Origin of the sequence: Pelagimonas varians, from assembly GCF_003208435.1 — a bacterium.
GTDB lineage: Bacteria > Pseudomonadota > Alphaproteobacteria > Rhodobacterales > Rhodobacteraceae > Pelagimonas > Pelagimonas varians.
In genome coordinates this window covers 131,639-156,636 of sequence record NZ_QKMF01000010.1, presented here as the reverse complement: position 1 = coordinate 156,636, position 24,998 = coordinate 131,639, and the positions used below count along the sequence as shown (strand labels likewise).

The window sequence follows — 24,998 nt, the reverse complement described above, 5'->3', positions numbered from 1 at the left end:
TTGAGAACCTACATGAGCCCGTCAGCCAAAACGCCAACTGTCATCGCTCCGATGGGTGCACCGGATGCAGGATCAATGATCGTAAACGAAATTTGAGCCTGATACGACTGGCTGGATTCATCAAAATCGATGTCGCTGAAATGCACCGCGTCCGACCCAACAGCATAGGTTTGGGTGAATTTGGCTTCATCTCCTTGCCAGTAATCCGACGTCACGCCGGAGGCGGCAACATTCAAACCGACTGAGTCCATAATGAAAACTTCGGTGATCATCCCGTCCATCTGGGCAACCTGACCACGTAAAAATTCTGCCGCAGCGTTGTTCAAAACTGGCGTAATCGTCGGCGTGCTATCGCTGCCGACTTCGGACCGCCAGATAGTATCAAGATCAATAATGTGTGCTTCGTCAAACCCAGACGTTGTCGTGTTTTGAGACTGGATTGCTGAAACAATCTCCGGGGCAGTCGCCCAATTGCGAATATTTCCGTCCAAAAAACTTTGCATGGCAGCGTCATATTCAGACGCATGGATCTGAGAGCCGCAGAGGGTTAGCGCGAGGGCTATCTTAGTGCCGAATTTCATTTTAATGATCCTACTGTTTGAGACCTGCCAACAGTAGGACGCCAATTATTGAGCAAGACATAATTTGGAAATCTAAATGATTAGAGTTGTCAGAGTCCTGCGGGCCAGCCCAAAATTTCCGTCTGTTTTCAATACAAAGATGCCCCCGCCCGACAACCGGTAGGGTACAAAAATTTTCAAAGCTGGCGTGTCATAACGGCTTAGCCCGCGCCAAAACTCTTAAAAGGTGAAGGCAATGTTGGTCCAAAGCGTATCCGTTTCAAATCGGTTCTTCGCGCCAAATTCAGTGAAATACTTCAGCTTCAACGTGGCGTCCGCCCCAAATATTGTCATCCCCGAAAAGCTGACAACCGGCCCCGCACCGTAAACTTCGGCGCGCAGACTATCCACTTCCAACAGTTTACGCGTGGCGTCCGCGCCCGAGCCGGTATCATCGCCAAGTTGCGAATAGGCATACCCCGCAAGGCCAAAAGCCCAGCCTGACTTGGTGTGCTGCATTACAGCGGCCTCAAGGTTCAAAGCCGGTGCGTTTTGATAGTCGGTGTCATGATTTCGGGTGCTGAACAAAACGCTAGCCGCACCTGAAAATTCCAGACCGCTGGTGGTATCAAAATGTGTGACCGCCACCACTGGCTGAAAAGACCAGATATTCTTACCGGTGTTCAGCGCGCTGATCGTCCGGTTTGGCACATCAACCGACGCCGTATTATAGCTGCCGGTTGGTGCAAACACCGAAAGGCCGGCACTATAATGCAGGTTGCCGCTATGCCACCCAAGCAGTGAGGTCAATGTAATGTCCCCGATGCCCGAAGTGCTGTCTTCGATCGGGATGCCGTTGATCGGCGGGGTTATCCCGGTAAAGGTCAGGCCCGCATCCATCACAAATGGCACATTGATATTGAAGGCAAGCGACCCGCCCCACAGTTGCGTTTCAAGAACCTGTGTGATGCTCAACTTGGCAAAGGTCACATTAAGGTCCGATTTGGCGCGAACGGGCAAACCGCCTAGCGATAGCCCTTCGACCTCTCCTTCAGCATAAACCACGTCGATGCCAACATAGGTACCCGGACCGGGCACAATACCCGCGAACCCTTCGCGTGACCCCAGTAAATAGGCCCCGGCACCGCCTTCGACCGCAAGTGCAGGGGTGCCGAGTGTAGCTGTTAAAAGGGCAGCCAAAGCGGCTTTTGATTTAAGAGACATAAGACACACTTTCCAAAGCTAGAGGCAGGTTCATGACTTCGGAGCATACCAGATCGGAGAGCCCCAAGCGCGTTCTTGAATGACAGGCGCAACTTCATTCAGCAGCGGTAGGTCATTGCGCACAGCATCATAAGTCGTCCAACGCGGCGTCGGGATTTCCAGCGCCCGCGCATAATAGAACGCCCCGTCCGTTGGCTCAAAATCCGTATCGGTCCACGACCCGAACAAGGTCGCCGCCCCGATGTCATTGGTATAGAGCGCCGTTTTCAAATCAACCGTATTGCCCACCGGTGGTAGTTTGCCATCGTCACCGACCGCGCGGTCGCCGGACCAGACGACATCGATGATCTTCTCGTGAATCTCACCAGTGGCATCCACCCAACCTTTGATGATCTGGATCCGGTCCAGATTGGCCCCCATTGCGTCTTTTTCGGCATAGACGGTAAAAGTCGGTGCTTGATCCGACGCCCCCAGCACCCCGCCCATCGGAACCCCGTTTGCATAGCCGTCGGCTGCCATGGTCAATGGCTCTGTCGCGGACAAGCCAACACCGCCAAACATCCGCACCTTGAGGCGGGTGCCCGATGTCGCGAAAGTTTCACGCCGCTTCATCGCGTCCCAGATGGACCCGCGGGTGTTTTCTTCGGCCCAGACACCGGCAAGGGATCCGATCGACAGATCCGATCCATCTATCCAGCCACCAACACCGCCGGTGCGGCGGCGATCAACGGTGCCGTCTTCGGGGCCATGTCCGCCCATAAAATCATCTTCGGCCACATCGCCGGTCAGACCATTGTGATTGTCCGTGCCGCCGGTAAAGCCATACATGAACGGGTTCACACCCAACTCTTGTTCCTTGGCCAAACCAATTTTCAACCCTTCGCGAACAAAATCGCGTTTGTGGAAGTACCGGTTCGAGTTTTTCTGGATCGAATTGGCATTTTCAAAACCGGCAAATTCATCCGCCTGCCAAAAGGCCTCATGCACTTCGGAGTTGCCCTTGATCTGCATCATCTCGATCAAAGGTTCCCACTTTTGGCGCCGCTCGGCCCATTCGGTGGTCAGCGCATTGCCGAAACTGTCGACGTCCGGGAACATCAACTGTTTTGACGCGTTTGAGTTGTGCGGGATCGCCAACAGGGTCGACCCCTCGTCGGCGGTTTTTTCCAACCAGCTCCAAAGGTCTTCGACCTTGTTGCTGTCATAGCTGGAAAAGGGCAGATCCGGCGCAATCGCATCGCGGAAAATCACGTTGCGGTGCATGTTGCCTCCGCCGGGAGCTGCGGACCACTCAAAGGCCACAAAAGCGGTAAAGGTGCCCGGCTCATTGTGTTCTTCGGCCGCGTCCTTGATGATTGTCCAACCTGACTGCGTGGTTTCCGGCCCTTGGTAAAACGGTGGGTGGCTGGGGTTTTCACCGCGATTGTTGGACACCACATATTTGTAGAACCACTGCTGTTTGTCCTCTAGCGTTTCCAGTGTCCGCAGCTGTTCCAGATCGTCCTGCATGTAACCCGGCGCATCCGGGAAAATCGTTGAATACATTTCGCCCAGATATTCCACATGGTCGCTAACAGCAGCAAAATCCAGCGGGCGGCTCAGCTGTTTGTGGCGGCCATTCACAATCACCGACCCGCCTTTGGCGAAACGAAGACTGTCTGATGGCATCAATCGCGCACCGCCAATAAAGGCATCCAGCGACAGGGCCGTGTGCATATGGGTTTCGCCGAAATAAGCGTTGCGTTGCGGATCGGCCAAGGCGGTTGACGCCAACAATCCGGCAGCGAGCGACATGACAAGAAACTTCATCGATCTTTCCTTCAAATCTACATCAAGACCTGCGCGTTTGTCTGATCCAAACGGCAGGTCAAGGGTTGTTATTCCGGCTATTTCGGAAGCAGCAATTTGGCCGTAAAGCCGTATGTATTTTCGGGGCCAACTGCCCCTTGATCATAGAAATTATGTTCGGCACTGACGGTCCATTGTACCGGTTTACCGCCGATTTTTGTCATCTTGGACAGTTTTGCCCCCAAGGGCAAAGACGTAAAATCACCCGCGTCCCAGTCATAAACAATGGTCATTTCTGACAGCCCTGCGGACCAGCCTTTGTCTAAATCGACGCTGAGAATGGGTTGAACTGTGGAAATGTTGACGTCCGGCATGTCTTCGTTGCCCGCAACGGTAAGAATGTTCTGGTTGAACAGGCCGATCAATCCCCATTTCTTTTGCACCACCAGACCGGCAGCAGGGCCCAACCCCCATTTTTCGGCGCTTAGCCCTTCGCTTCCTGTTGGCAGCAAAGCCACAGCGCCGAATCCAAACCGCCCCCAGGACCGGTCAAAAGTGGCCAGATCAAACAGCGTTGCGTCGGTCAAGCCGGTTGCCCCTGACGGGCTTTTGGTGACGTAAGGCAGCGTTAGACGGGTAATATGATTGAGACCGCCAAATGAAAATGGGATCGCAGCGCGAAACTGAACCAAATTTCCCGTGGCACCGGACGCTCCGTGGTAGGAACTGGTGTAATAGTCTTGCAGCTGAAACGCCATCAACGACGCGGTAGGATCATTGACCGCTGATTCTAGTGATTGCCCCGCATCATCGGCAAATGCCGGACCAGCCAAAAATGCCGCTATAGACACAAGGAAACGCAGGCCTCTTCCTGCAGATACAGTTTGTCCGGCTTTGACAAAAAACGTCGGTCTTTCCACTATAGTTCCTTTCCCAGAACACCAGATCAAACATACCATTGCCTGACAAAAAACATTGTGTAAAATTACACATTCCCAAAAAGTTTGAAATCATATGTCCAAAATTCAACATCTTAAAGCAGGTTGGCTTGGCGATTTGCCCCAAGCTTTTGCAGATCAGTTTTTGGACTTGGGAACTTGGGTTCATGTGCCCGCTGGCCAGCTTGTCTACTCTATCGGGGCCGCAGAACACGATATTTACGGAATCGCCCAAGGGGTGATCCGCATGCACATCGCCATGAACGAACATGAACAAAGGTTGGCCCATATGTGCGGGCCGGGGTTCTGGTTCGGCGACATGGAACTTGTCACTAACAGCCCTCGGATCATGGAAATCGACGCCGCCGAGGATCTACACCTCATACGTATCCGCCAGTCCGACGTCGAAAAACTGAGTGCGACATATCCACAGGTCTGGCGTTGGATTGCGGCCTTGGTTGTCCAACATGCCGGCCTTGCCATTAGTGCCGCTGATGATTTGATGCTACCGTCGGCCGAAAAGCGTTTGGTTGCAGTGCTGCTGCGTCTGGCGGGACACAGGTTCGCACATCCGGCCTCACCGCCGCTTGGCTCCATTTCGATTACTCAACAAGAACTGGCTGTGGCGGCGAACCTGTCGCGCTCTTCCGCAAGCACTGTTTTGAAGCAGCTTCGACAGGCCGGTGAAATCCGGATCGACTATCGCGCGATCACGCTTTTGGACCCCGAAGGGTTGACCAAAAGGCTGGCGGAGAACGGGGGTGATTAACCTTCGTTTTCAAACCCCAAAAACCGCGTGACATTGCTGATCGGGCGGCGGCGCGACACAACCGAATTGGCGACAAAGTCAGGGTCGGGCCAGCCAAGCGCCACACAGGTCAAAATCACCTGATCGTCTGGAATCCCTGCGACTTCGCGCACCACCGGACTTTGCATAATACCCTGGCCGTTGATCACCGCGCCAAGGCCCTTGTCCCAAGCCGCCAGAACCAACCCGTAGGTCATCGCACCAGTGTCAAAATGGGCGATCGTGTTGTTAAGCAGTGATCGGTCAAAACAGACCACAATCGACACAGGCGCATCAAACTGGCGAAAGCCGCGCATGACCCAATCTTGGCGGCGCTCGGCATCATGGCGCTCAATGCCCATGGCTTCGAACAGTTGCACCGCGATTTCGATCTGGCGTTTGCGGTGCTCACCCTCATATTCGGCGTAGTCTTCGATATCGCGGGTCGGAGTGACACCGCCCAACATGCGTTCTGTGTTGCCCTTGCGCACGCGTTCCAGCGGCGCGCCGGTCAAAACATGCAGATGCCATGGCTGCGTATTCATCGAAGACGGTGCGCGATTGGCCAGCGCGATCACCTCTTCGAGCAGCTCTTTCGGCACCGGTTGATCGGTGAACCCGCGAATAGAGCGGCGGTCGTTTATGGCCTGTTCTAGCTGCATGTTGCGTCCCATTGTCTGCATATGATCCGCGCCGCCATACCCTAGGCGGCGCGGATAAATATCAATCGTTGCGGCGCACCCGCGCGGCGCTTTTGTCCGCAAAGGCCGCAAGGCGTTCGCGGGCTGGCGCTTGGGTATTGACCACTCCGGCCACCACAGATTCCGCATAGGCGGCATCCAAGGGGGACATGTTTTGCATGTGGCTGATCGCCGAGCAAATCGCAAAGTTGGTCAGCGGCAGGTTTTCTGCGGTCCGCCGCGCAATTTCCAAGGCTTTGTCCATCACCGACCCTTCGACCATATACTGAGCCAAATGCAGGTCCAGCGCTTCTTGGCCCTGATAGACGCGGCCGGTCAGCATCATGTCGATCATCCGGTCTTTGCCAACCAGATCGGCCACGCGGATGGTGGCCCCCCCGCCAGTGAACAACCCGCGCTGGCCTTCGGGCAGCGCGAAATAGGTGGTTTCATTCATCACCCGAATATGCGCCGCACTGGCCAGTTCAAGGCCGCCGCCGACAACCGCGCCTTGGCAGGCTGCGATCACCGGAACGCCGCCGTATTCCATCTTGTTGAACGCTTCGTGCCAGCGCAGGCAAACATGCATGAAATCAGCCGGGCTGCGATCTTCGTCATGGTGTTCAATCAGGTCTAAACCCGCGCAAAAATGATCGCCGGAACCGGCCAGAACCACGGCTTTGACACCGGCACGGGGGGCGGCGGTGAAAAAGTCGATCAACTCATCCACAGTATCGAGGTTCAAGGCATTGCGCTTGTTGGCACGGTTCAGCGTGACCACCCAAACGCCGTCATCATGGGCGTCCAGATCAAGGTGGGTAAAGCGGCTTTGATCAATCGTTTTTGTCATGTCGGCGTCCTTTCTAAAGATCAAAACGCTGCCGCAAGAAGGGCATCGCCCCCCTCAAGAATGCGGGTGCGTTGGCTTGCGGTATCTACGAGAATGTGATCGGCGTAAAAGCGGGCGGTTGCGATCTTCGAGGCCAAGAAGGCCGGATCACCGCCTTGGGTTCTGGCCTGTTCGGCGGCCAGCAGTGCACGGCCCAATTGCCAGCCGGACACCAGATTGCCCGCCAGCATCAGATAAGGCACACCGGCCCCATAGGCGGCGTTCGGGTTGTCCTTGGCCGTGGCCAAAAGATGCGCGACCACGGCTTCGAAATCTGCGCGGGCCTGCCCCAAACGGCGGGCAACGGCCTGAGCTTCGACTGATCCGGCGGCCAGTGCGGTTTGGGTTTCGGCAATCATTCCCGCCAGACGCATCGCGGTTTCGCCGCCGTCGCGCAGGGTTTTACGGCCCACCAGATCGTTGGCCTGAATTGCGGTTGTGCCTTCGTAGATCGGCAAAATGCGGGCGTCGCGATAATGCTGCGCCGCGCCGGTTTCTTCGATAAAGCCCATGCCGCCATGCACCTGCACCCCGCAAGACGCCACTTCAACGCCCATTTCAGTGCTGTAGCCTTTGACCAAAGGTGTCAGAAATTCCGACAGGGCAGCCGATGCCGCGTCACTATTATGGTGCCCCAAATCCTGCCACGCCGCTGCGACGCAAGCCATGGCGCGGGTGCCTTCGGTCAGCGCCTTCATCCGCATCAACAAGCGCCGCACATCGGGGTGATTGATGATCGGGACAGCGTCGCGCGATGATCCATCAACGGGGCGGCTTTGAACACGGTCCCCGGCGTAGGCCAAAGCCTGTTGATAGGCGCGTTCGGAAATCGCGATGCCCTGCACACCAACCGCAAAACGTGCTGCGTTCATCATCGTGAACATGTATTCCAGACCCGCGTGTTCTTGCCCGATCAAGAACCCCGTCGCACCTTCGAATTCCAAAACCGCGGTTGGACTGGCCGTGATGCCCAGCTTGTGTTCGATGCTGACGCAGCGCACGGCGTTGCGATCCCCGATGCTTCCGTCCGCACCGACCATGAACTTGGGCACCAGAAACAGGCTGATCCCTTTGACCCCGCGCGGGGCATCGGGCAAACGGGCCAACACCAGATGCACGGTGTTTTCCGCCATGTCGTGTTCGCCGTAGGTGATAAAGATCTTGGTTCCGGAAATCTTGTAGCTGCCATCGCCAGCGGGCTCAGCCCGACTGCGCAGCATTGCCAAATCGCTACCCGCCTGCGGTTCGGTCAGGTTCATCGTACCGGTCCATTGGCCGGTGATCAGCTTTTCCAGATAGGTCGCCTTTTGCGCCTCTGATCCTGCGGTCAACAGGGCTTCGACCGCACCATCGGTCAAGAGCTGACACAGCGCAAAGCTCATGTTGGCGGCGTTCAGGATTTCCGTAGCTGCCGCCCCGACCACACGCGGCATGCCCTGCCCGCCGTGCTCTGCGGGATGCGGCAGTCCGGGCCATCCCATTTCAACGCATTTGCCATATGCCGCCGCAAAACCGTCCGGCGTTGTAACCTTGCCATTGGCGTAGGTTGATCCGACGTGATCCCCCGGCGCATTCAGCGGAGCGATTTCTTCGGAACAAAACCGGCCAAATTCTTCAAGCACGGCCTGCACGTCATCCAGTTCAAAATCACTATACGCAGGCAAAGCAGCCAATCGCGGCCAATCGCTAAGATGTTCGATGTTAAAAGTGATGTCCTGAACCGGTGCGCGGAATGACATGAAGAGCCTCCTATGATATTTTCTGACTATGTAGTTGCTGAAATCAGGGCAGACTATGGCATGTGCCGACAGAAAATTTGCAAAAAGTGACATTAGAAGCGATTGTCGCACTATGTCCATACAGCCCACCCAACCCGTTTTACCCACCGTGTCACAAGAGTTCATTCAAGAATGGCTCGATGCTTTGCATGGCTATTGCCCAGCCTCGCAGGTGGATGATTTTTTAACCCGCACCGGATTAAATGCGCTGGCAGGCCAAGGGCGCGGTCGGGTGACCCACGACCAGATCGTCAGGCTGTACCACATTGTGGCCGTTGAAACCGGAGACGAGATGATGGGGCTTTGGTCACGCACAATCCGGCACGGCGCACTGAAACTGCTGTGCTGTTCGGTGTTGGGCGCGTCATCGCTGGCCGCCGCGATGCACCGGTTTGCAACCTTTTGGAATCTCTTGCTGGACGATCATTCCTTGCGGCTCAGCGAAGGCCGCCAAACCCTGAGACTGCACCTTGAGCCAAGTAGCGACGCACAAATTTCGCCCTTTGGTCATGTGTTGTTGTTGAAGCTGGCACATGGAGTTGCGTCATGGTTGGTCCGGCGTGAACTGCCCCTGACGCGGGTTGGTTTCACCTTCGTCCGGCCAGACTTCGCCGCCGATTATCCCGTCCTGTTTCCCGCCCCGATCCAGTTTGATCAATCAACCTCCAGCATCAGCTTTGTCAAATCCTTGGGGGATCTGCCGATTTCCGCTAGCGAAGCCGATATGCAACCGTTTTTACAACGCGCCCCCCGCGACTGGATTTTCACCAGTTTTCGCGAACACGCCCTGCCCTTGCAACTGCGCGAAATGCTGTTGTTGTCAGACCGGATGGGCAGCACGCTGAACGATGCAGCTTTGGCGCTGAACATCACCCCCCGCACCTTGATCCGCCAACTCAAGGCCGAAGGCACCTCGTTTCAGGCGATTAAAGACGGGCTGCGGTGTGATTTGGCCATGCGCGATCTGGCGAGCCCTAAAAACATAGAAGCCATTTCCCAAGATGTCGGTTTTGCCTCGCCTGCCAGTTTTCACCGCGCTTTTCGCGGTTGGACCGGTGAAACACCCGGGCAGTTTCGCAGGCGGGTGCGCGGTTAGACCTGCGACTTAAGTCCGCGTTTCAGTCTTATCGCTAAACACCCGGCTTGAGGGGCTTGCCATTTCCAAAGCCTTCTGTCTGTTTGGCTGCGGTATCCGGGCGGTTCGGTGCTGACGCCTTGAACAAGGATATTCAGATGGTTCTGGCCCGCTTTGCTGTTGCTCTGCCCAAGCATGGGGCCACACCCCCCTGCCCGACATGATTTTCTTTTTACTCAAACGCGCGCTTTTGGTTCTTGTCGGGCCTTTCATATTTTTGTTCGTGGCCTTTGTGCCAGCGCTGTGCGGGCACCGGCCCGGATTTCGCGGCTGGTTCTGGCGTACGGTGTCACGATCATGTTCCTGGTTTTTGTGGCTTTTGAGCATTCGCGTCGAGATAAGCGACGCCGACCGCGCCGCGCTGGCCACCGATACCAACAGCGTTATCGTCGCCAACCACCGCAGTCATCTGGACGGGTTCAGCTTGTTGCATGTCATTCCGGATGAAAAATGGGTGACCTTCGGAGCCAAGAAAGAGCTTTGCCGCGCCGCGCTATTGCGCCGTGGATTTACCGGAGCCGGACTGCTTGAAATCGATCGCGACAAGGGAAAGCATGCCTTGGACTCCCTGACCGACGCGGTACAGGGCATGCCCGAACGGCGATCCCCGATTTTGTTCGTCGAAGGGACACGCGCCCGCGACACCGGCCTTGGTCCTTTCAAAGCAGGGGCTGTTTTGATCGCTCAGGCGACAAATCGCGCCGTGCGTCCCATTGTTATCATTGGATCAGACACACTGTTGGGACGCGGCGCGTTTTGGGCACACAAGGGGACCATTCACATCAAAGTGCTGCCGCCTGTGCTGCTTGATCCGACCATGACTGCCGATCAATGCAATGCCGTTTTGCGATCAAAAATGGCGGCGGTGTATGACGCTGAAACCGGCCAAAAGACGCGGAATTGAGAAAACTTATCCCGAAATTCAATGTATTTTGTGACAACATGCCAAGTTCTTAACAGCCGCCGATCATCGTTAATTATTTGTAAACAAATTGAGACATAGACCGGAAAGTCGGGGTTTCCCGAAAAAATGTCGATTAACAAGTTGTGTTCTAGGATGCTTTCATGATTGCTCCACAACCCGAAACAGAGACAGAACGTCTCAAGTATCTAGATAGGCTTCAGCTGGTGCGCTCGCCGCGCACGCCGGATTTTGACGCCATCGTTCAATTGGCATCTGATATACTTGATTGCCCTATCGCGCTTATCTCAATTGTTGGCCGCGAGGAGCAATGGTTCAAAGCGAAACATGGGCTTGACGTTGACGCCACCCCGCGTGACATTTCTTTTTGCTCCCATGCAATCTTGCAAGACGAAGTTTTTACGGTCGAAGATGCCAGTCTGGATGATCGGTTTCGCGACAATCCACTGGTTACAGAAGAGCCAAACATCAGATTTTACGCGGGCTTTCCGGTTTCTACGGATGGGGTCAATAAGCTGGGGACGCTCTGCGTCATCGACCGCAAGCCGCGCGTTTTAACCGATAGACAACAGCATCAGTTGCGCCTGCTTGGTACAGCGGTTGAGGGGCTGTTGCGGACCTTTGAAAGTGAACGCATCACAATTGAGGCCGCCAGAAACATCACTCAAAAAGCCAAACAAGCCGAACGGACGGCCACCTTGCTGGATCGTATCGCCGAAGTATCAGGTGTCGGCGGTTGGGAATTATCACTTGAACGCCAAGAGCTGTTTTGGACGGATCAAACAAAACGCATTCACGAAGTCCCGATTGACTATCGACCTAATTATGCCTCGGCCCGCGCGTTTTATGAGCCCGATTCAGCGGATATGGTGACTGCGATTGTCGATGATGCGGTCGAAAACCAGACTGATTGGGATGTAGAAGCCCGGTTGATTACCGCCACGGGACGCAAGATTTGGGTTCATACCGTCGGCACCCCCTTGGTTGAAGACAACAAGGTCGTTGGTTTGATTGGCACCTGCCGTGACATTACAGATCGCAAGAAGTTTGAGCTACAGCTGCAAAACTCTGAAGGGCTGGCAAAAAAGAAAAGCATCGAGCTCCGGACCATTCTGGACCGCATGGACCAAGCAGTGAGCGTGTTTGACAGCGATGCAAAGCTGACAACCTGGAACCAGAACTACATCGAGATTTTTAACAAACCCGAGGGCGAAATCCGCGAGGGGGTAGATTTCGAAGAACTCATCACTGCGGAAAAGCTCCGCGGTGATTTTGACGGCGATGTCACCGACTATCTGGAAACGTTGTATTCCAGCCTCGCGATCGGAGAATCCGTTGCCGCTGAAATACGGTTGAAAGGCGGTAGAGTCATTTCATCAATCCATTCCCCAATGCCAGACGGCGGCTGGGTTGGCACCCACACCGATATTTCGGAACGGGTAAAGGTGCAGGAAAAGATAAAACATGCCTCTTTACATGATGCTTTGACCAAATTGCCGAACCGCATGAAACTAGAAGACGATTTTGGTCAATGGGTGACGCAGAACCAGTCCAAGGGGCATGAAATTGCTTTGGCCATGTTGGATCTGAACAAATTCAAAGCCGTCAATGACACCTTCGGACATCACGTTGGTGACAAGTTGCTGCAACAAGTCGCCGAGCGTTTACAAGACTCTGTTCGATCGGGAGATCTGGTTGCCCGTCTTGGTGGAGACGAGTTTGCAATCTTGCTGCAATGCCCTGCCGAAAACGCCCTTGTCGTGTTGCATCGGCTGGCGGATGTGGTCGTTACCATGCTGACCAAACCCTTTTATATTGAAAACCAGTCGCTGGAAATCGGGTGCAGCATGGGGATCTCGTTGTCCAACGGCCAAAACAATTCTTACGAGCTCCAGATGCAGCAATCTGATGCTGCGATGTACAAAGTCAAACGGTCCGGGCAAAGCGGATATGGCTTTTACCGCCCGAACTGACACCTCTTTTACAGGTAGGCTGACGGTCATGGGCGAACTTGACCACCTCTTGGATGAAGGACTAGGCTGCGACAACATCGCGGCTGCCTGTCACGAATTGGCCGCGATCCGCAGATCGCACTGGTGTTCACAAAACACCGTCAACGCGCGGGCGTCCAATTGCTGGCGTTCGCGTCATGGGACATCCGGACATGATAGTAGACGCACATCAACACTTTTGGCAGATTGATAGAGGCATGCACGGCTGGATCGACGATTCAATCTCCGGCATTCGGCGGGACTATTTGCCAAAACACCTTGCCCCGTACCTCGCCCATTTTGGCATTGATAAAACCATCTTGGTTCAGGCGGCCGAAGATCTGGCTGACAACAGTTTTATGGACGGGTTGGCGCAAAACGCAGATTTCATCGGCGGTATCGTCGCCTGGCTTGATCTGTCGGCTTCGAATGCCGCGGACATCTTGCATGATCTGGCTCAAAATCCGCTGATCAAAGGCGTGCGCCCTGTGCTGCAAGGCATCGAAGACAGCACTTGGATTTTGCAGCCTGCCGTTCTTGACAATTTGCGACTATTGCCCGGAAACGGGCTGCGCTTTGACGCCCTTGTGCAACCGCGCCATCTGACGGCGATCGACACCTTGGCCACCAGCATTCCCGACCTGCCAATTGTGATCGACCATGCCGCCAAGCCGGTGATCCGGGGCGGCACCGCGCTTGATCGTGATTGGCTGGATGGCATGGCCCGATTGGCCCACCATCCGCAGATGCACTGCAAGATTTCAGGCTTGGCCACCGAATTCGGCCCCGGTTGGTCGGCGGAAAGTTTGCGGCCTGTTGTTCAGCACCTTCTGGAATGCTTTGGCCCTGCACGGTTGATGTGGGGCAGTGACTGGCCGGTTTTGGAGCTGGACGGGTCCTATCCGCAGTGGTTCACCTGCCTCAAGACCATGATCGCCGATCTAAACACAGCGGAGCAGGCCGATATATTGGGCGGCACTGCAACGCGGTTTTACGGATTAGCATCTGAACGCTAAGCGGCTTTGGGGCGAAACCGCGCCGTCTGTGGGTCTAACTGGTAAGTGCCACTAAAGGCATGCGGGTCCGCCGCCAAATCAACAACCGCCTGAATGATCTGATCCGCTTTTGCGTCTGTCATCAATGGCGAAAACCCAAGCCGCGTCCAACCGGGTTTTTGCACCTCTTGCCCTGACAGGATCTCGGCCCGCAATGACTGGGATTGCGCGGCTTCGATCCCCAGCAAACGGTGCGCATAGGGACCGGCGCAGGCGCAGCCACCGCGCGCTTGAATGCCAAATGCATCTGACAACATGCGTGTCACCAACTGTTGATGCACCACAACGCCTGCGCTATCACGCATCTGAAACGAAAAGATCGGCAAAGCTGGTGCCTGCGGATTGCCCAAGACCGTCAGGCCGGGCACGGACGCCCAAGCAGTCAGGGCACGTGCGCGCAAGACCTGCAACCGCTGCGTGATGAACCCCTGCCCTATTGCGTCTTTGACCAGAAAACTGAGCGCGGCGCGCATATCACCAATCACATTCGGTGTACCCGCTTCTTCGCGCGCGGCAATATCAGCCGAATAATCATGCCCCCAAGGCGAAACAAAAGACACTGTACCACCCCCAGGCAGGCTGGGGGTCTGGCGACGCACCGCGTCTAGGCGCAAGATCATCACCCCCGATGCCCCCGGACCCCCGATAAATTTATGTGGCGACGTCACGACGGCATCAATGTCCCCCATCTCGATTGGCATATAAGGACCGCCGCCTGCATAATCCCAAACCGCCAAGGCACCGTGCTTTTTGAGCAGTGCTGTCACCGCCTGAACATCGGTTGTGATACCAGTGACATTGGACGCCGCAGAAAAGCTGCCAATGACATGACTTCCCGCACAGCTTTGCAAAGCTTCCTCCAAGGCCGCCATATCCGGTCCGCCGGCCGGTGCTTCGGGGATCTCGATCACTTGCGCGCCGCTTTCACGCCACGGCAGGATATTGGAATGATGCTCATAGGGGCCAATCAGTACAGTGCTGCCGGACCCTGCGCCCAGCAAGTGCACCAATCTGTTCAAACCCGCAGTGGCACCAGAACCGGTAAAAACAACAGCATGGGCATCCCCTGCCCCACAGATCTGTCCGATGATCCGCCGCGCTTCGCCGCGCATTCGCGTCATCTGCTGACCGCAATAGGATGCTTCTGTGTGGCTGTTTGCATAAATCGGCAGGACATTTCGGGAAATGAAATCCTCAACCTGATCCAAAGCCCGACCCGAGGCGACATAGTCAGCATAGATCAGAGGTTTGGGGCCAAAGGGGCCCGGGATTTCAATGCCCTCACCTATCAAACCAGAGCGCAAGTTTTCATGGACATCGCCCTTTGTAATCTGCGCTGCAAAACCATCAAATGGCGCTTTAAGGGGGGGATGGATGAACATGTCGGCGGCTCCTGCGTTGCGATACGAGGAATTTAGGCCTATTGTCAGGCGAAACCTTCACCAATTACTGCATATTTTGGGTCAATATTCTATCATATGAACGACAATACGCTTGATTCAATCGATTCTTCCATTCTACGCGCCCTGCAGCGTGATGGATCATTGTCGCAACGCGAATTGGCAGAGAAGGTGGGTTTGTCGCAAAACTCTTGCTGGCGGCGATTGACAAAATTGCGGAGCGAGGGCGTGATTACCGGCCAAACCATCCGGCTGGACCCATCAGCCGTTGGTCTGGGCCTGACGGTTTTTGTGATGTTGCGCACGCGGACCCATTCTGCCGAATGGCTGGACGGGTTCCGGCGGTCGGTTCTGGCAATTGAAAACGTCATCGATTTCTACCGAATCGCGGGGGATTATGACTATCTGCTCAAAATCGCCGCGCGGGATATGAATGACTTTGACCGCATCTATCAGCGCCTGATACGGGACTTTGAGCTGGAGGCCGTGACCTCTTATATTACCATGGAATCCATCGCCGACGGGCGCGACCTGCCAACCTGACAGGACGCGTTGCGCAAAGGCATTAGGCGCGCAAAACCAGCTCGGCCTCTGGGAAATGCACAAGAACCGCTGCGGCGTCGTCCATCAGGCAGAGCGCCGTCGACAACCCGTCCGCCAAAGCCGCGCTTGGAGCTGACACCGAAACGATCCCATGCGCCGTGCGCCCGCCCTTAGGGTCCAGAATGTGCGGCCCGTCTGCCAACACCGTGCCATTCGCAGCAGATGTCGCAAGCGCACGGTCGCTCAGCTGCACACGGTGCAACAAGGTGCCATCCGGGGCGGCAACACCCATTTTCCAAGCGGTGCCATCGGGGCGATGCCCAAGGCCCACCACTTCGCCCATGTCCACCAGCACGTCGCGCAACCCCTGCGCCCGTAGCAGGGCCGCGATTTTGTCGGTGATATAGCCCTGCGCAATGCCGTTCAAAGTGATCGATTGCCCTGCGCCCAAGCGCACTTGGGCACTGTCAAACTGCACATGCTGCCAGCCAACCAAATCTTGGGCCGTTGCAGCGTCTGCACCGGTGGCCTTTGCCTGCCAGACCGGTTGGATCGTCGGGTCAAACGCCCCGTCTGTGGCGCGGTTTAACCGGCCTGACAGGCTCAGCACCTGCAACAAATCAAACGAAGGGCCCGTCAGAGTGCCCGATGCGTTCAACCGGGCAATTTCACTGTCGGGCAAATACAGGCTGAACACCTTTTCCAAACGCACGATTTCTGCTTCGACCCGCGCGAAAATCGCAGAGGCATCAACGTTGTCTATCCCCACCAATTGCATCGACGCCCCAGCCCCCAATGCGCGGCCCTTCCAGAACGCCGATGGCGCAGCGGCCAAAGCTGGACTGCCTGCCAGAACACCGCCAGCAGCAGCGATAGACAAGAAACGGCGACGGTTTAACAAGCTCATAACGGGGTCTCCAACACTTGGGCCAGATCGACGGCACCCAGTGCAGCGTCATCAGGAATTTCGGACATTTTAAGGACCTGCCCACCATATTTTGTAACGAAGGCCTCTGCGCCTTCATAGTTGCCAAAAGGAACTATTTCCGGCGCGCCCATGCCGCCGCGCACAGGGGCCCCCACGACGTATTGCGCACCCTCCGCCGTGATCCAGTTTGTTGTTCCGGGCAAATCCCAACTTGGGGCCAAATTCATGTCGCTGACATAGATCGCGATGATTTTTGCGTCGCGTTCCGGGCTTTTGACATAGGCCACCATATCGCGAACCTGCGCGAAAAAGATTGGCTGGGGGTATCCTTCAAGGTGCAATTGCGCCTTAGGGCCGCCGTGGTCGGAAATGTTCATTTGGCAAAAGAAACTGAGCGCCTCTTGAGTCATTTCAACGGGCGGCGGCGGGGCCTTGGCCTCTTCCTCCTGACAAGCGCTGAGGGCAAGAACCGCCAAGGCCAGCAATAGGGGTTTCATGGCTCGATCCTTTGGAACGCCAGACGCGCAGCCCCGAACCCGATCAAAGGCCAAAGCAACAACGATACCGGCGCTGCCCAAACAGGCAAGGCGCTGGCGGCACCGGTCATACCAGACGTCAGCGCGACACTGTCAGATCCTGCGATATTCCAAACCCGAAAGGCATCCGCCGGATTGGCCACCATCAACCACGGAAACAGCGTTTGGGTAAAACTGCCGCCTTGGTCCATGACAACCGCGCCAAGCAGGCCCAAATCATAGAGCACCACAAAGATCAGCCACAGGCCCGCGCTCATCCCTGCTGCTGCGGTCGAAGAACTGGCAAGCGACGAGATGAAGTAGCCAAGCGTGACAAAAACCGCGCCCAAGATGATCGAGGTGACAATCAAGCGCGCCAAAGCGATCAGGCTTTCGGTCCCTGCCCCGCCCGACCAGGCTGCTACTGCACCGGCTGATCCAAAGCCGATCACCATCGCAATCGCAAGCGCGCTGAGGTGGGCCATGAACTTGCCGAGCAGCACTTCTCCGCGGCTGGCGGGATAGGACAAAAGCAGCGCAAGGCTGCCGCGATCCGCGTCCCCTGCAATGGCATCAAAGGAAATCATCAAGGCCAGAAGCGGCGCAAGATAGACGCTGAGTGTGGTCATCGAGGCCACGGAGACCGTGAGCATATCCACGCCAAGCGATCCTGTCGGCGCAGAACCGGCAAAGGTCAGCGCCAGAGCAAACAGCACCATAATCACGGTGGCAACCACCAGCCAGAGATTGCGTTGCAAGATCCGCATTTCGCAGGCGGCAATGGCAAAGGCGCGGTTCATGACACATCCCCTTCTTTCGGCTCTTGGGCAAAATGGCGGTACAGATCTTCGAGCTTGGGCGGCGTGATTTCCAAATCGGCAACCGCCGCGCCCAGATCGGTGATACGGCGCAATTGGGCCATTTTGTCTTCGGGGGAGCAGTTCAGCTCAACTGACGCCCCGTTGATCCGTTGTCCGCCGATTTGTGCCGCAATGGCATCGGCATCCGTGGCGGCGCGCACCCGCAAGCGGATTGGCAGTCCGGCGCGGCGCGACAAGCCGGTCAGCGTGTCATCGGCGACCAGTTCGCCTTTGCGCATGATTGCAATACGGTCGGTGCGGGCCTCGACTTCGGTCAGGGCATGTGACGCGATCAACACCGCCGTTCCCTGCCCCGCCAGTTGGTCGATAATCGCATAAAGATCCTGCCGCGAAATCGGGTCAAGGCCGCTTGTTGGTTCATCCAGAAGCGCAACAGCAGGTTTGCCCAGCAACACTTGGGCCAGACCCAGACGTTGCCGCATCCCCTTGGAATAGGTGCCAATGCGGCGATCCAAAGCGTCAGACAATCCAACGCGGTCAAGCAGGCCAGCCACATCAGCCTTGGCCCCGTCCAGTTTGGCAAACAAGGTTAACTGTTCGCGGCCGGTCAGCGCCGGATGAAAGGACACGGCTTCGGGCAAATAGGCCGTGGCGCGGCGGGCTTTGGTGCTGCCAGGGGCGGCTCCATCAATGCAAATTGCGCCTGACCCAATCGGCGTCAGGCCCAAAACCGCTTTGATCAGGGTTGATTTACCAGCCCCGTTGTGACCCAGCAGCGCCACACGCTCGCCCGGTTGTACGGTCAACGACACATCAGACAGAACACGGGCTTTGCCGCGATCCTTAGTGGCGTTGGAAATCTTTAGAACATCAGCCGTCATGGGGCACCTTTCGGGAAGCGTCGGGTTTGACGGGTTTCATAATCGGGTGGCTATCGACCACACCGCCCGGCAACAAAGCCGGAAAAGCGGATTGCGACCAGCGCACCAATTGCACCGCAGGCGATCCCAGCAACAGTTTCGCCGCAGGCTGGGTCCACAGGACGTGATCCATGCTGTCGTTGGGGCGATAAGGCTGGTCGCCAATCCCGTCCCCATCGACGTCAAAGCTGGCATTGTCGGACCAGTAGTTGCCGCGTCCGTCTTCGGACCATTCATGCCAATCGGTCGAAACCAGTTTGACCTGCGTCCGATTGCCCACAAAAGCGTTGCCCAAGATACGGTTGTCTTGGCTGCCTGCGGTAAAATGAATGCCTATCCCGCAGCCTTCGAACCAGTTGTCGGCAAAGGTGTTTCGGTTGGAATTATAGAGGAAGGAACATTTTTCCTTGGCACCGCGCACGTAATTGCCACGGATTTCGGATTTATTGGCATAATTCATCATCACACCATGTTCGCGGTCATCGATGGACACATTGCCTGTGACCTGCACATTGGTGGTGAACATCACCGCATAACCCAGATCGTTCCCGATCGAGACATTGTCCGCAACGATGGAATTATCCGCATACATATAGTGAACCGCAAAGCGCAGATCGCGGAACAGGTTGTTGGTAAAGGTGTTGTTCTTGGACGAATTCACAAAGATCCCGTCACGGCCCCAGCGGATATCGTTGTTGTCAACAATCGCCCCCGGAGCGTTCCAAACATAGACGCCGTTGCCGCGAATATTCATGTGACGGTCTTGCCGCCCTTCGATCCGGTTGCCCTGCACCAATGCCTCTTTCGCGCCGTGGATATCAATCCCGTAGAGATTTCCCAATACCACGTTGTTCAGGATCTGCGGCGCATGCGCGGTTTTCTTGAGCTGTATGCCGCTGTCGATGGTGTCATGGCTACTCCCTGACCCTTGTAGCGTCAGGTTTTGTACGGTGACACCGTCGCCGGTGACTGTGATCACACTGCCACTGCCGCCCGCGTCAATCACCGCATGGCCAAGACCGTCCAGTATCATCGGCCGGTCCAGCACCACGGTTTCGAAGTAAGTTCCAGGGCTCAGGCGAAGGGTGTCCCCATCCGCCGCCTGCGCTAATGTTGTCGCGATGGCCCCCGCCGTATTCGGCACGTCCCAAACTTTGGCTGTCGCCGGAGAGACTGCCAAGAACAGGAGTGAAAATAAGGTCAGGAGCCAGTGCATTTTTACGCCTCGCGTGGTTTGACGAACATACGGCCGCGCATTTCCATGTGCAGCGCGTGGCAGAACCACTGGCAATAGAACCAGTGAACACCGGGACGTTCGGCCACAAAGGTCACCGACGCGGTTGCTTGTGGGCCAACTTCCATTGCGACACCAAAGTTCGCCATGCAGAAACCGTGGGTCACATCGTCGACGTCGTCAAGGTTTGTCACATAAACGGTGACTTCGTCGCCTTGGTTGACTTCGAATTTCTCCCACGAGAAGACCGGCGCGACGGATGTCATATAAACGCGAACCTTGGTGGGGTCGTCCTTGTCACGGATGATCTCTTCGGCACCATCTTCCAGATCGATGCCATCGGCAGCGGCCTGAACGCGGGCGTCTTCCCACATTGGATCGTTGCGATCCCACACATCAACCGGTGTCACCTTGGAACGGTGCACGATGATGCTGTCATGTGGTTCGGCAAAGGTCGGGCCGTCATGGACAACCTTCATTTTGTCACCCGAGATGTCGATCAGCTGTTCGTTCTCTGGCTTCAATGGACCCACGTTCAAGAACCGGTCCTTTGAGAACTTGTTCATTGAAATCAGCCATTTACCGTCTGCCTCAGCGGTTTCACCCATCGAGGTAGAGTTGTGACCGGGCTGGTAGTGCACGTCGACCTTGTCTTTGATCGGGTCAACGTCAGAGCCACCGTAAGAGGCGATCGCATCCTGAATGTTCCATTTCACGACTTGGCTGTCGAGGAACAAGGTGGTGTAGGCGTTGCCACGGTTGTCGAATGCCGTGTGAAGCGGGCCGAGACCCAGCTGCGGTTCTGCAACAACTGCGCTGCGCGGATCGGCGTCGGCGTCAAACAAGGCGTCCAGTTTTTCCACGTCGATGACCGACACGGTTGGGGACAGTTTGCCGTTGATGCAGATGTGACGCTTGTCCGGTGCTGCGTTCACGCCGTGAGGCGAGTTGGGGATCGGGATATAGCGTGTCAGCTTGCCCGGTGCGCCCTTGCGGCCATCAACAACTTTGACGCCCTTCAGTTCTTGGTAGTCGCCATTGGCAACCGCTTCTTCGATGGCCTTGATGTTGAAAACAACAACGTGGTCCAGCTCGGCTTCGGTCATCTCGGCCAGGGTCATGCCCATTTCCGAGTTATAGGAGGTCGAGAAGGCGTATTTACCCTGATAGTCACAGTCGGTGTTATCAAGGTTGCCCGAAACGATCACCTGCCATGCGACTTCCATCTCGTCGCCGTCGATGGCGGTGAAGATGTTCACATACTGCTCTGGCTCGTCCAAGATGGTGCCATCGTTGACCAGCGGTGCTTCGTGCTCGCCGTTGGCAAAGACATAACCGGTCCGCGGGAACTTTTGTGGGCGCAGGCCGTGAATGTCATGCGCGTTGGGGATCTCGATGATCTTGTCGCATTTCATCACGTCGCAGCGGACACGCGCCACGCGGGTGTTGGCCTTGTCGTTCATGAACAAGAAACGGCCGTCATAGGTGCCGTCGGTGAACGACATGTGCGGGTGGTGCAAATCGCCGTTGTCATAGGTGACCTTGCCGTTGGCGGCGAGGAATTCCTTGGTTTCAGGCAGCAGGCCTTCGGTCAGAATCTTCAGCGATTCATTGGTTTGGCCCCAACCGGTTGCGGAACAACGGTTGAAAACCGGAATACGCATCAATTCACGCATCGACGGCATGCCCAAGATGCGCAATTCGCCGGACTGACCCGAGGACCAGAAACCATAGTATTCGTCTAGATCACCAGGGGCGAGGTGCCATGGCTGACCGGTTGCTGCCTTGGCTTCGCCAGCGCCTAGAAGTGCGCTGCCGACACCGGTTGCGGCAACAGCCGCGCCGGTTGCGGTGGCGCCCAAAAGGCCGCGACGTGTGACCGACATTTTTTGTGTTGTTTCTTCGGACATGGTTATTCCTCCTTCACGAAACAGGGGTGGGTTTGGCATTGGGGTGATTTGTCGGCGGGTTGCCCTTGGGCACGTTTAACTCCGCCGACCCGACCTTGGACCGCCGCTTAAGCTGGCGGATCACGACCGGACATTTCGCATCGGACTGATAGAGAACCTGACAGTGCAGGCAGTCGACGCATTCATTTGGATTGATCTCACCGGTGGGGTGGATCGCCTGCACAGGGCATTCATTGGCGCAGGTTTGACAGGGGCTGCCGCATTCTTTGTACCGGCGCAGCCAGTCAAACATCCGAATGCGGGCCGGTATCGCCAGTGCCGCGCCCAAGGGGCACATATAGCGGCAGTAAAAGCGTTCGATGAACAGACCGGCAAACAGCAGCGACAAGGCAAAGATCACAAACGGCCAGTCGCGTACAAACTTGAGGATGATCGCGGTTTTGAACGGTTCAACCTCGGCATAGGTTTCGGCCATAGGCATCGAAACCATCGACAGGCCGAACAGACCCAGAAAGATCATGTATTTCAGTGCCCAAAGCCGTTCATGAAGGCCCCAAGGCAGGGTGATCTGCGGCACTTTGAAATACCGCGCGATCTTGTTTGTCAGTTCTTGCAGCGCACCAAAGGGGCACAGCCAGCCGCAATAAGCCCCCCTGCCCCAAAACAGCAACGCCGCAGCGATGGCAAACCATTGGATAAACACCAGCGGGTCCATCAAGAAGGCATCCCAAGTGAAACCACCGCGCAGGCTGCCCGCCAGCGCCATCAGGTTCACGACACTCAGCTGGGCATTGGCGTACCAACCGATGAACACCAACGACAAGGTCAGATAACCGATGCGGAACCAGTAGAACACACGGGCGTTGGCGGTGGCTTGGAACTGGAAAAAGAAGGTTGCAGTCAACACCACAAGCATCACGACAAGGCCGGCGATTTCAACGGTGCGGTCTTTCCAGATCCTCTGCCACAGTGCGGTTTTCGCGGCGGCCTCGGCAGTGGCATCATCCACAACCTTCGCTGGTGCGGCTTTGGGCAGCAAAAACCGCTCTGGAAGTTTGTAGCCCAGATCAAATGTCAAAAAGACCCGTTCCAATGCGCCGACAGATCGCTGCGCCAAAAGCTGAAGACGAAACGGTTCAGCCGGATCAAACTCGGTCTCGGTCCCGATCTTGAAAATATCCAGCTCGACAAAGCTCGGGCTGTCATCGGTGGCCAGCGCGCCCAAACGGCGCTGTTGTTTGTCGAAAAAACGCACGGAATTGTCACCTTGGATCAGCTGGATCCGGTCAAAAATCCCGCCGCGCACATAGCCCGATCCCTTAAAGCTGTAGGCACCGCGCCCAAGTACCAAGAGCGCGTGTTCACCCGGTTCAAGCCATTCGGTCAGGTTGTTGTATTCCGCTTCGCCCAGCAGGGTTTTGCCGATACTTGGCACAGACACCAGCGCCATATGCATGTCGATATAGGTATCGCCCGGTTCGCCCGCTTCGGGACGTTTGGCAGCGCGTGGATCGTCCATTTCTTCAAAGGCTTTATTGACCTGACCGATATCCAAAGTCATCCGGCGGACCGATCCGTCACCGGACAACAGGTTCCAGTCTGAAATCTCGGTCTTTGCCATATCAACTTCGCGGCGTGGTCCGTCGCGCGTGACGGGGGCCAAACCACCAAGACCAAGCGCGCGCGCAACCTTGATACCGCCGCGTACCAGACTGTCATCAATGATCATGATCGTCACTGTTGCGCCGGAAATGATGTCCAAATCGTGGGACTCGCCGCCCGAAGACGCCTCGGCCTTGAGATCAAGACCAGTATAGCCTTCGGTCAATTTGACCATTTTGGAATTGGGGATGCCGATCAACACGATGGGTTCAGAGTGTTTGACAAGTTTCACACCAGTCAGAACCGCGTCATTGTCGATGGCCGCTACAACATGGATCGGCTTGCCCGAATACCCTGTGGTGCCAACGAAATCCGAAGTTAAGAAAGCCCATGCAATGGTCTCGCCGCCTTTTAGGATCGGGGCGACCTTTACATCTTCGCGCACGGGCCCAAAGGCGTCAGCGCCGGGGGCCAGTTCTGCGGGGGATAGATCTGGCAAGAAACTGCCAAGACTGTCTGCATAGGCCGGGGCGATCAACGCCATCATCCAAATAAGGCTGACGGACAGGCCGATATACAGGCGTGAGAAGAATGCGCTTTTTACGTTCACAGCGCCTCTCCCTTGTAAGAGTACGACACCGGGAACGCGCGGAATACGCGGTCCTTGTTTTCATTGCGCCTGCGCGGGGGGCCACGCGTGCTGGGCCAAAAATACCGGCGTTCACGCAAAACCGTTTGGTTTTGAGACACGTCAGCAGGCAGTGCAGATGAGAATTGGGCAGCCAAATCCGGCTGGTTTGACGTCAAACCAGCCAGCGAAATTGCGCAAAATGTGCAACTGTCGCATTTCGGGCAGGGCTGGTCTGGCGCAGACGAGCCGTCAGAAAGATCAACCTGAATGGTTTTTATTCCGGCGTCTGAACAGATCTCGATCCAGTCCATCGTGGCCGCTTTGGCCATATCGGGTGCAAAGGCTTGAAGACACAGCGCGGCGATTCCCAACAGGGCGAACAACCGGCGCGCCCCAGCATACCACGCCAAACGGCGTGTCACACAGTACATGGAATCGAAGCTAAGGGCGGTCATCACTTTGCCTAAAAATTCATCTAGGCTTCACCGCTAACAGGTGCTCTCGGACAAATATTTGATTAAGGTCAAGTCTCCTGATGAAAAAAAACGCATGAAAACTGCCCACCAGATCAGGCAGACACGATTCGTCCTTGGGTTTGACTTTCCTGACTGCCGCCTTTCTCCGCTCCAAAAAGCGATGACTGTGGGTAAAACCACACGCCCTCGAAGAGGCGTAAAAAAATATTTGTTTTCAGTGGGTTATTGCGAATTCTTGCGCGATAACCGAGGAATCGGATTATTCGCTGCC

Annotated in this window: 22 protein-coding genes; 6 read left to right on the top strand and 16 right to left on the bottom strand. The window is 56.0% G+C overall.

All coding sequences use genetic code 11. The features are described 5' to 3' along the window. Positions 1-8: 8 nt before the first annotated feature. From C8N36_RS14390 to C8N36_RS14375, 4 genes are all read right to left on the bottom strand, one after another. Complete coding sequence (locus tag C8N36_RS14390) at positions 9-581, bottom strand: hypothetical protein (protein WP_097805275.1); 573 nt, start codon at positions 579-581, stop codon at positions 9-11. Positions 582-800: 219 nt separating this feature from the next. Further along, entirely contained in the window at positions 801-1,784 is a 984-nt protein-coding gene (locus C8N36_RS14385; RefSeq protein ID WP_097805276.1) for a SphA family protein, read from the bottom strand. A gap of 30 nt (positions 1,785-1,814) precedes the next feature. After that, positions 1,815-3,593 (bottom strand): DUF3604 domain-containing protein, encoded by a 1,779-nt coding sequence (locus tag C8N36_RS14380; RefSeq protein ID WP_097805277.1) that lies wholly within the window; start codon positions 3,591-3,593, stop codon positions 1,815-1,817. 77 nt (positions 3,594-3,670) lie between these two features. Beyond that, positions 3,671-4,492, bottom strand: coding sequence for a hypothetical protein (locus C8N36_RS14375; RefSeq protein WP_245910834.1), 822 nt, complete (start codon positions 4,490-4,492; stop codon positions 3,671-3,673). Positions 4,493-4,586: 94 nt separating this feature from the next. Between C8N36_RS14375 and C8N36_RS14370 the strand changes: the two genes are divergently transcribed. Further along, the gene (locus C8N36_RS14370) at positions 4,587-5,279 is read left to right on the top strand and encodes a Crp/Fnr family transcriptional regulator (RefSeq protein ID WP_097805278.1); all 693 of its coding nucleotides are present in this window, start codon (positions 4,587-4,589) and stop codon (positions 5,277-5,279) included. Here C8N36_RS14370 and C8N36_RS14365 read toward each other — a convergent pair. From C8N36_RS14365 to C8N36_RS14355, 3 genes are all read right to left on the bottom strand, one after another. After that, positions 5,276-5,959 carry a nitroreductase gene (locus C8N36_RS14365; protein ID WP_097805402.1) on the bottom strand — a complete coding sequence of 228 codons (684 nt, stop codon included), beginning with the start codon at positions 5,957-5,959 and terminating at the stop codon, positions 5,276-5,278. The two genes, C8N36_RS14370 and C8N36_RS14365, sit on opposite strands and share 4 nt — an antisense overlap. Before the next feature lie 61 nt (positions 5,960-6,020). Beyond that, the gene (locus tag C8N36_RS14360; RefSeq protein WP_097805279.1) at positions 6,021-6,827 is read right to left on the bottom strand and encodes a crotonase/enoyl-CoA hydratase family protein; all 807 of its coding nucleotides are present in this window, start codon (positions 6,825-6,827) and stop codon (positions 6,021-6,023) included. Between the two features lie 20 nt (positions 6,828-6,847). Next, complete coding sequence (locus C8N36_RS14355; protein WP_097805280.1) at positions 6,848-8,605, bottom strand: acyl-CoA dehydrogenase family protein; 1,758 nt, start codon at positions 8,603-8,605, stop codon at positions 6,848-6,850. 112 nt (positions 8,606-8,717) lie between these two features. On the opposite strand from C8N36_RS14355, the gene C8N36_RS14350 reads away from it, so the two are divergent. The 4 genes from C8N36_RS14350 (at position 8,718) to C8N36_RS14335 (ending at position 13,708) form a co-directional block, all read left to right on the top strand. Continuing rightward, complete coding sequence (locus tag C8N36_RS14350; protein ID WP_097805281.1) at positions 8,718-9,740, top strand: AraC family transcriptional regulator; 1,023 nt, start codon at positions 8,718-8,720, stop codon at positions 9,738-9,740. A 199-nt stretch (positions 9,741-9,939) separates the two neighbouring features. After that, the gene (locus C8N36_RS14345) at positions 9,940-10,683 is read left to right on the top strand and encodes a lysophospholipid acyltransferase family protein (protein ID WP_097805282.1); all 744 of its coding nucleotides are present in this window, start codon (positions 9,940-9,942) and stop codon (positions 10,681-10,683) included. 161 nt (positions 10,684-10,844) lie between these two features. After that, the gene (locus tag C8N36_RS14340; RefSeq protein WP_097805283.1) at positions 10,845-12,674 is read left to right on the top strand and encodes a sensor domain-containing diguanylate cyclase; all 1,830 of its coding nucleotides are present in this window, start codon (positions 10,845-10,847) and stop codon (positions 12,672-12,674) included. A 191-nt stretch (positions 12,675-12,865) separates the two neighbouring features. Beyond that, entirely contained in the window at positions 12,866-13,708 is an 843-nt protein-coding gene (locus tag C8N36_RS14335) for an amidohydrolase family protein (RefSeq protein ID WP_170125881.1), read from the top strand. Here the strand turns inward: C8N36_RS14335 and C8N36_RS14330 are convergent. Beyond that, positions 13,705-15,129 carry an aminotransferase class V-fold PLP-dependent enzyme gene (locus C8N36_RS14330; RefSeq protein WP_097805285.1) on the bottom strand — a complete coding sequence of 475 codons (1,425 nt, stop codon included), beginning with the start codon at positions 15,127-15,129 and terminating at the stop codon, positions 13,705-13,707. The genes C8N36_RS14335 and C8N36_RS14330 overlap by 4 nt on opposite strands. 96 nt (positions 15,130-15,225) lie before the next feature. Here C8N36_RS14330 and C8N36_RS14325 point away from each other — a divergent pair, with 96 nt between their 5' ends. Beyond that, on the top strand, positions 15,226-15,690 hold the full coding sequence (locus C8N36_RS14325) for an Lrp/AsnC family transcriptional regulator (protein WP_097805286.1): 465 nt from the start codon (positions 15,226-15,228) through the stop codon (positions 15,688-15,690). A 22-nt stretch (positions 15,691-15,712) separates the two neighbouring features. Here C8N36_RS14325 and C8N36_RS14320 read toward each other — a convergent pair whose 3' ends face one another. The 8 genes from C8N36_RS14320 to C8N36_RS14285 are packed head-to-tail and all read right to left on the bottom strand — an operon-like array spanning position 15,713 to position 24,706. Further along, complete coding sequence (locus tag C8N36_RS14320) at positions 15,713-16,597, bottom strand: FAD:protein FMN transferase (protein ID WP_097805287.1); 885 nt, start codon at positions 16,595-16,597, stop codon at positions 15,713-15,715. After that, on the bottom strand, positions 16,594-17,115 hold the full coding sequence (locus C8N36_RS14315; protein ID WP_097805288.1) for a nitrous oxide reductase accessory protein NosL: 522 nt from the start codon (positions 17,113-17,115) through the stop codon (positions 16,594-16,596). Before C8N36_RS14315 ends, C8N36_RS14320 begins: the two co-directional genes overlap by 4 nt. After that, the gene (locus tag C8N36_RS14310; protein WP_097805289.1) at positions 17,112-17,933 is read right to left on the bottom strand and encodes an ABC transporter permease; all 822 of its coding nucleotides are present in this window, start codon (positions 17,931-17,933) and stop codon (positions 17,112-17,114) included. The genes C8N36_RS14315 and C8N36_RS14310 overlap by 4 nt, the downstream gene beginning before the upstream one ends. Beyond that, a complete protein-coding gene (locus tag C8N36_RS14305) occupies positions 17,930-18,835 on the bottom strand; it encodes an ABC transporter ATP-binding protein (RefSeq protein WP_097805290.1) in 906 nt (301 codons plus the stop codon). Before C8N36_RS14305 ends, C8N36_RS14310 begins: the two co-directional genes overlap by 4 nt. Then, positions 18,825-20,090: a nitrous oxide reductase family maturation protein NosD gene (locus C8N36_RS14300; RefSeq protein WP_097805291.1), complete on the bottom strand. Its 1,266-nt coding sequence runs from the start codon at positions 20,088-20,090 to the stop codon at positions 18,825-18,827. Before C8N36_RS14300 ends, C8N36_RS14305 begins: the two co-directional genes overlap by 11 nt. A gap of 2 nt (positions 20,091-20,092) precedes the next feature. Then, a complete protein-coding gene (gene nosZ, locus C8N36_RS14295) occupies positions 20,093-22,018 on the bottom strand; it encodes a TAT-dependent nitrous-oxide reductase (protein WP_097805292.1) in 1,926 nt (641 codons plus the stop codon). A 13-nt stretch (positions 22,019-22,031) separates the two neighbouring features. After that, complete coding sequence (locus C8N36_RS14290) at positions 22,032-24,167, bottom strand: NosR/NirI family protein (protein WP_097805293.1); 2,136 nt, start codon at positions 24,165-24,167, stop codon at positions 22,032-22,034. A gap of 59 nt (positions 24,168-24,226) precedes the next feature. Then, positions 24,227-24,706, bottom strand: coding sequence for a DUF2946 family protein (locus tag C8N36_RS14285; RefSeq protein WP_141468103.1), 480 nt, complete (start codon positions 24,704-24,706; stop codon positions 24,227-24,229). Positions 24,707-24,998: the final 292 nt, after the last annotated feature.

Coding starts and splice junctions, on each gene's coding strand:
- C8N36_RS14340 (WP_097805283.1), top strand. CDS start 10,845: ATGATTGCTCCACAACCCGAAACAGAGACAGAACGTCTCAAGTATCTA.
- C8N36_RS14325 (WP_097805286.1), top strand. CDS start 15,226: ATGAACGACAATACGCTTGATTCAATCGATTCTTCCATTCTACGCGCC.
- C8N36_RS14285 (WP_141468103.1), bottom strand. CDS start 24,706: ATGACCGCCCTTAGCTTCGATTCCATGTACTGTGTGACACGCCGTTTG.
- C8N36_RS14365 (WP_097805402.1), bottom strand. CDS start 5,959: ATGCAGCTAGAACAGGCCATAAACGACCGCCGCTCTATTCGCGGGTTC.
- C8N36_RS14370 (WP_097805278.1), top strand. CDS start 4,587: ATGTCCAAAATTCAACATCTTAAAGCAGGTTGGCTTGGCGATTTGCCC.
- C8N36_RS14360 (WP_097805279.1), bottom strand. CDS start 6,827: ATGACAAAAACGATTGATCAAAGCCGCTTTACCCACCTTGATCTGGAC.
- C8N36_RS14310 (WP_097805289.1), bottom strand. CDS start 17,933: ATGAACCGCGCCTTTGCCATTGCCGCCTGCGAAATGCGGATCTTGCAA.
- C8N36_RS14390 (WP_097805275.1), bottom strand. CDS start 581: ATGAAATTCGGCACTAAGATAGCCCTCGCGCTAACCCTCTGCGGCTCT.
- C8N36_RS14355 (WP_097805280.1), bottom strand. CDS start 8,605: ATGTCATTCCGCGCACCGGTTCAGGACATCACTTTTAACATCGAACAT.
- C8N36_RS14350 (WP_097805281.1), top strand. CDS start 8,718: ATGTCCATACAGCCCACCCAACCCGTTTTACCCACCGTGTCACAAGAG.
- nosZ (WP_097805292.1), bottom strand. CDS start 22,018: ATGTCCGAAGAAACAACACAAAAAATGTCGGTCACACGTCGCGGCCTT.
- C8N36_RS14385 (WP_097805276.1), bottom strand. CDS start 1,784: ATGTCTCTTAAATCAAAAGCCGCTTTGGCTGCCCTTTTAACAGCTACA.
- C8N36_RS14305 (WP_097805290.1), bottom strand. CDS start 18,835: ATGACGGCTGATGTTCTAAAGATTTCCAACGCCACTAAGGATCGCGGC.
- C8N36_RS14290 (WP_097805293.1), bottom strand. CDS start 24,167: ATGATGGCGTTGATCGCCCCGGCCTATGCAGACAGTCTTGGCAGTTTC.
- C8N36_RS14320 (WP_097805287.1), bottom strand. CDS start 16,597: ATGAGCTTGTTAAACCGTCGCCGTTTCTTGTCTATCGCTGCTGCTGGC.
- C8N36_RS14380 (WP_097805277.1), bottom strand. CDS start 3,593: ATGAAGTTTCTTGTCATGTCGCTCGCTGCCGGATTGTTGGCGTCAACC.
- C8N36_RS14315 (WP_097805288.1), bottom strand. CDS start 17,115: ATGAAACCCCTATTGCTGGCCTTGGCGGTTCTTGCCCTCAGCGCTTGT.
- C8N36_RS14335 (WP_170125881.1), top strand. CDS start 12,866: ATGATAGTAGACGCACATCAACACTTTTGGCAGATTGATAGAGGCATG.
- C8N36_RS14330 (WP_097805285.1), bottom strand. CDS start 15,129: ATGTTCATCCATCCCCCCCTTAAAGCGCCATTTGATGGTTTTGCAGCG.
- C8N36_RS14345 (WP_097805282.1), top strand. CDS start 9,940: ATGATTTTCTTTTTACTCAAACGCGCGCTTTTGGTTCTTGTCGGGCCT.
- C8N36_RS14300 (WP_097805291.1), bottom strand. CDS start 20,090: ATGCACTGGCTCCTGACCTTATTTTCACTCCTGTTCTTGGCAGTCTCT.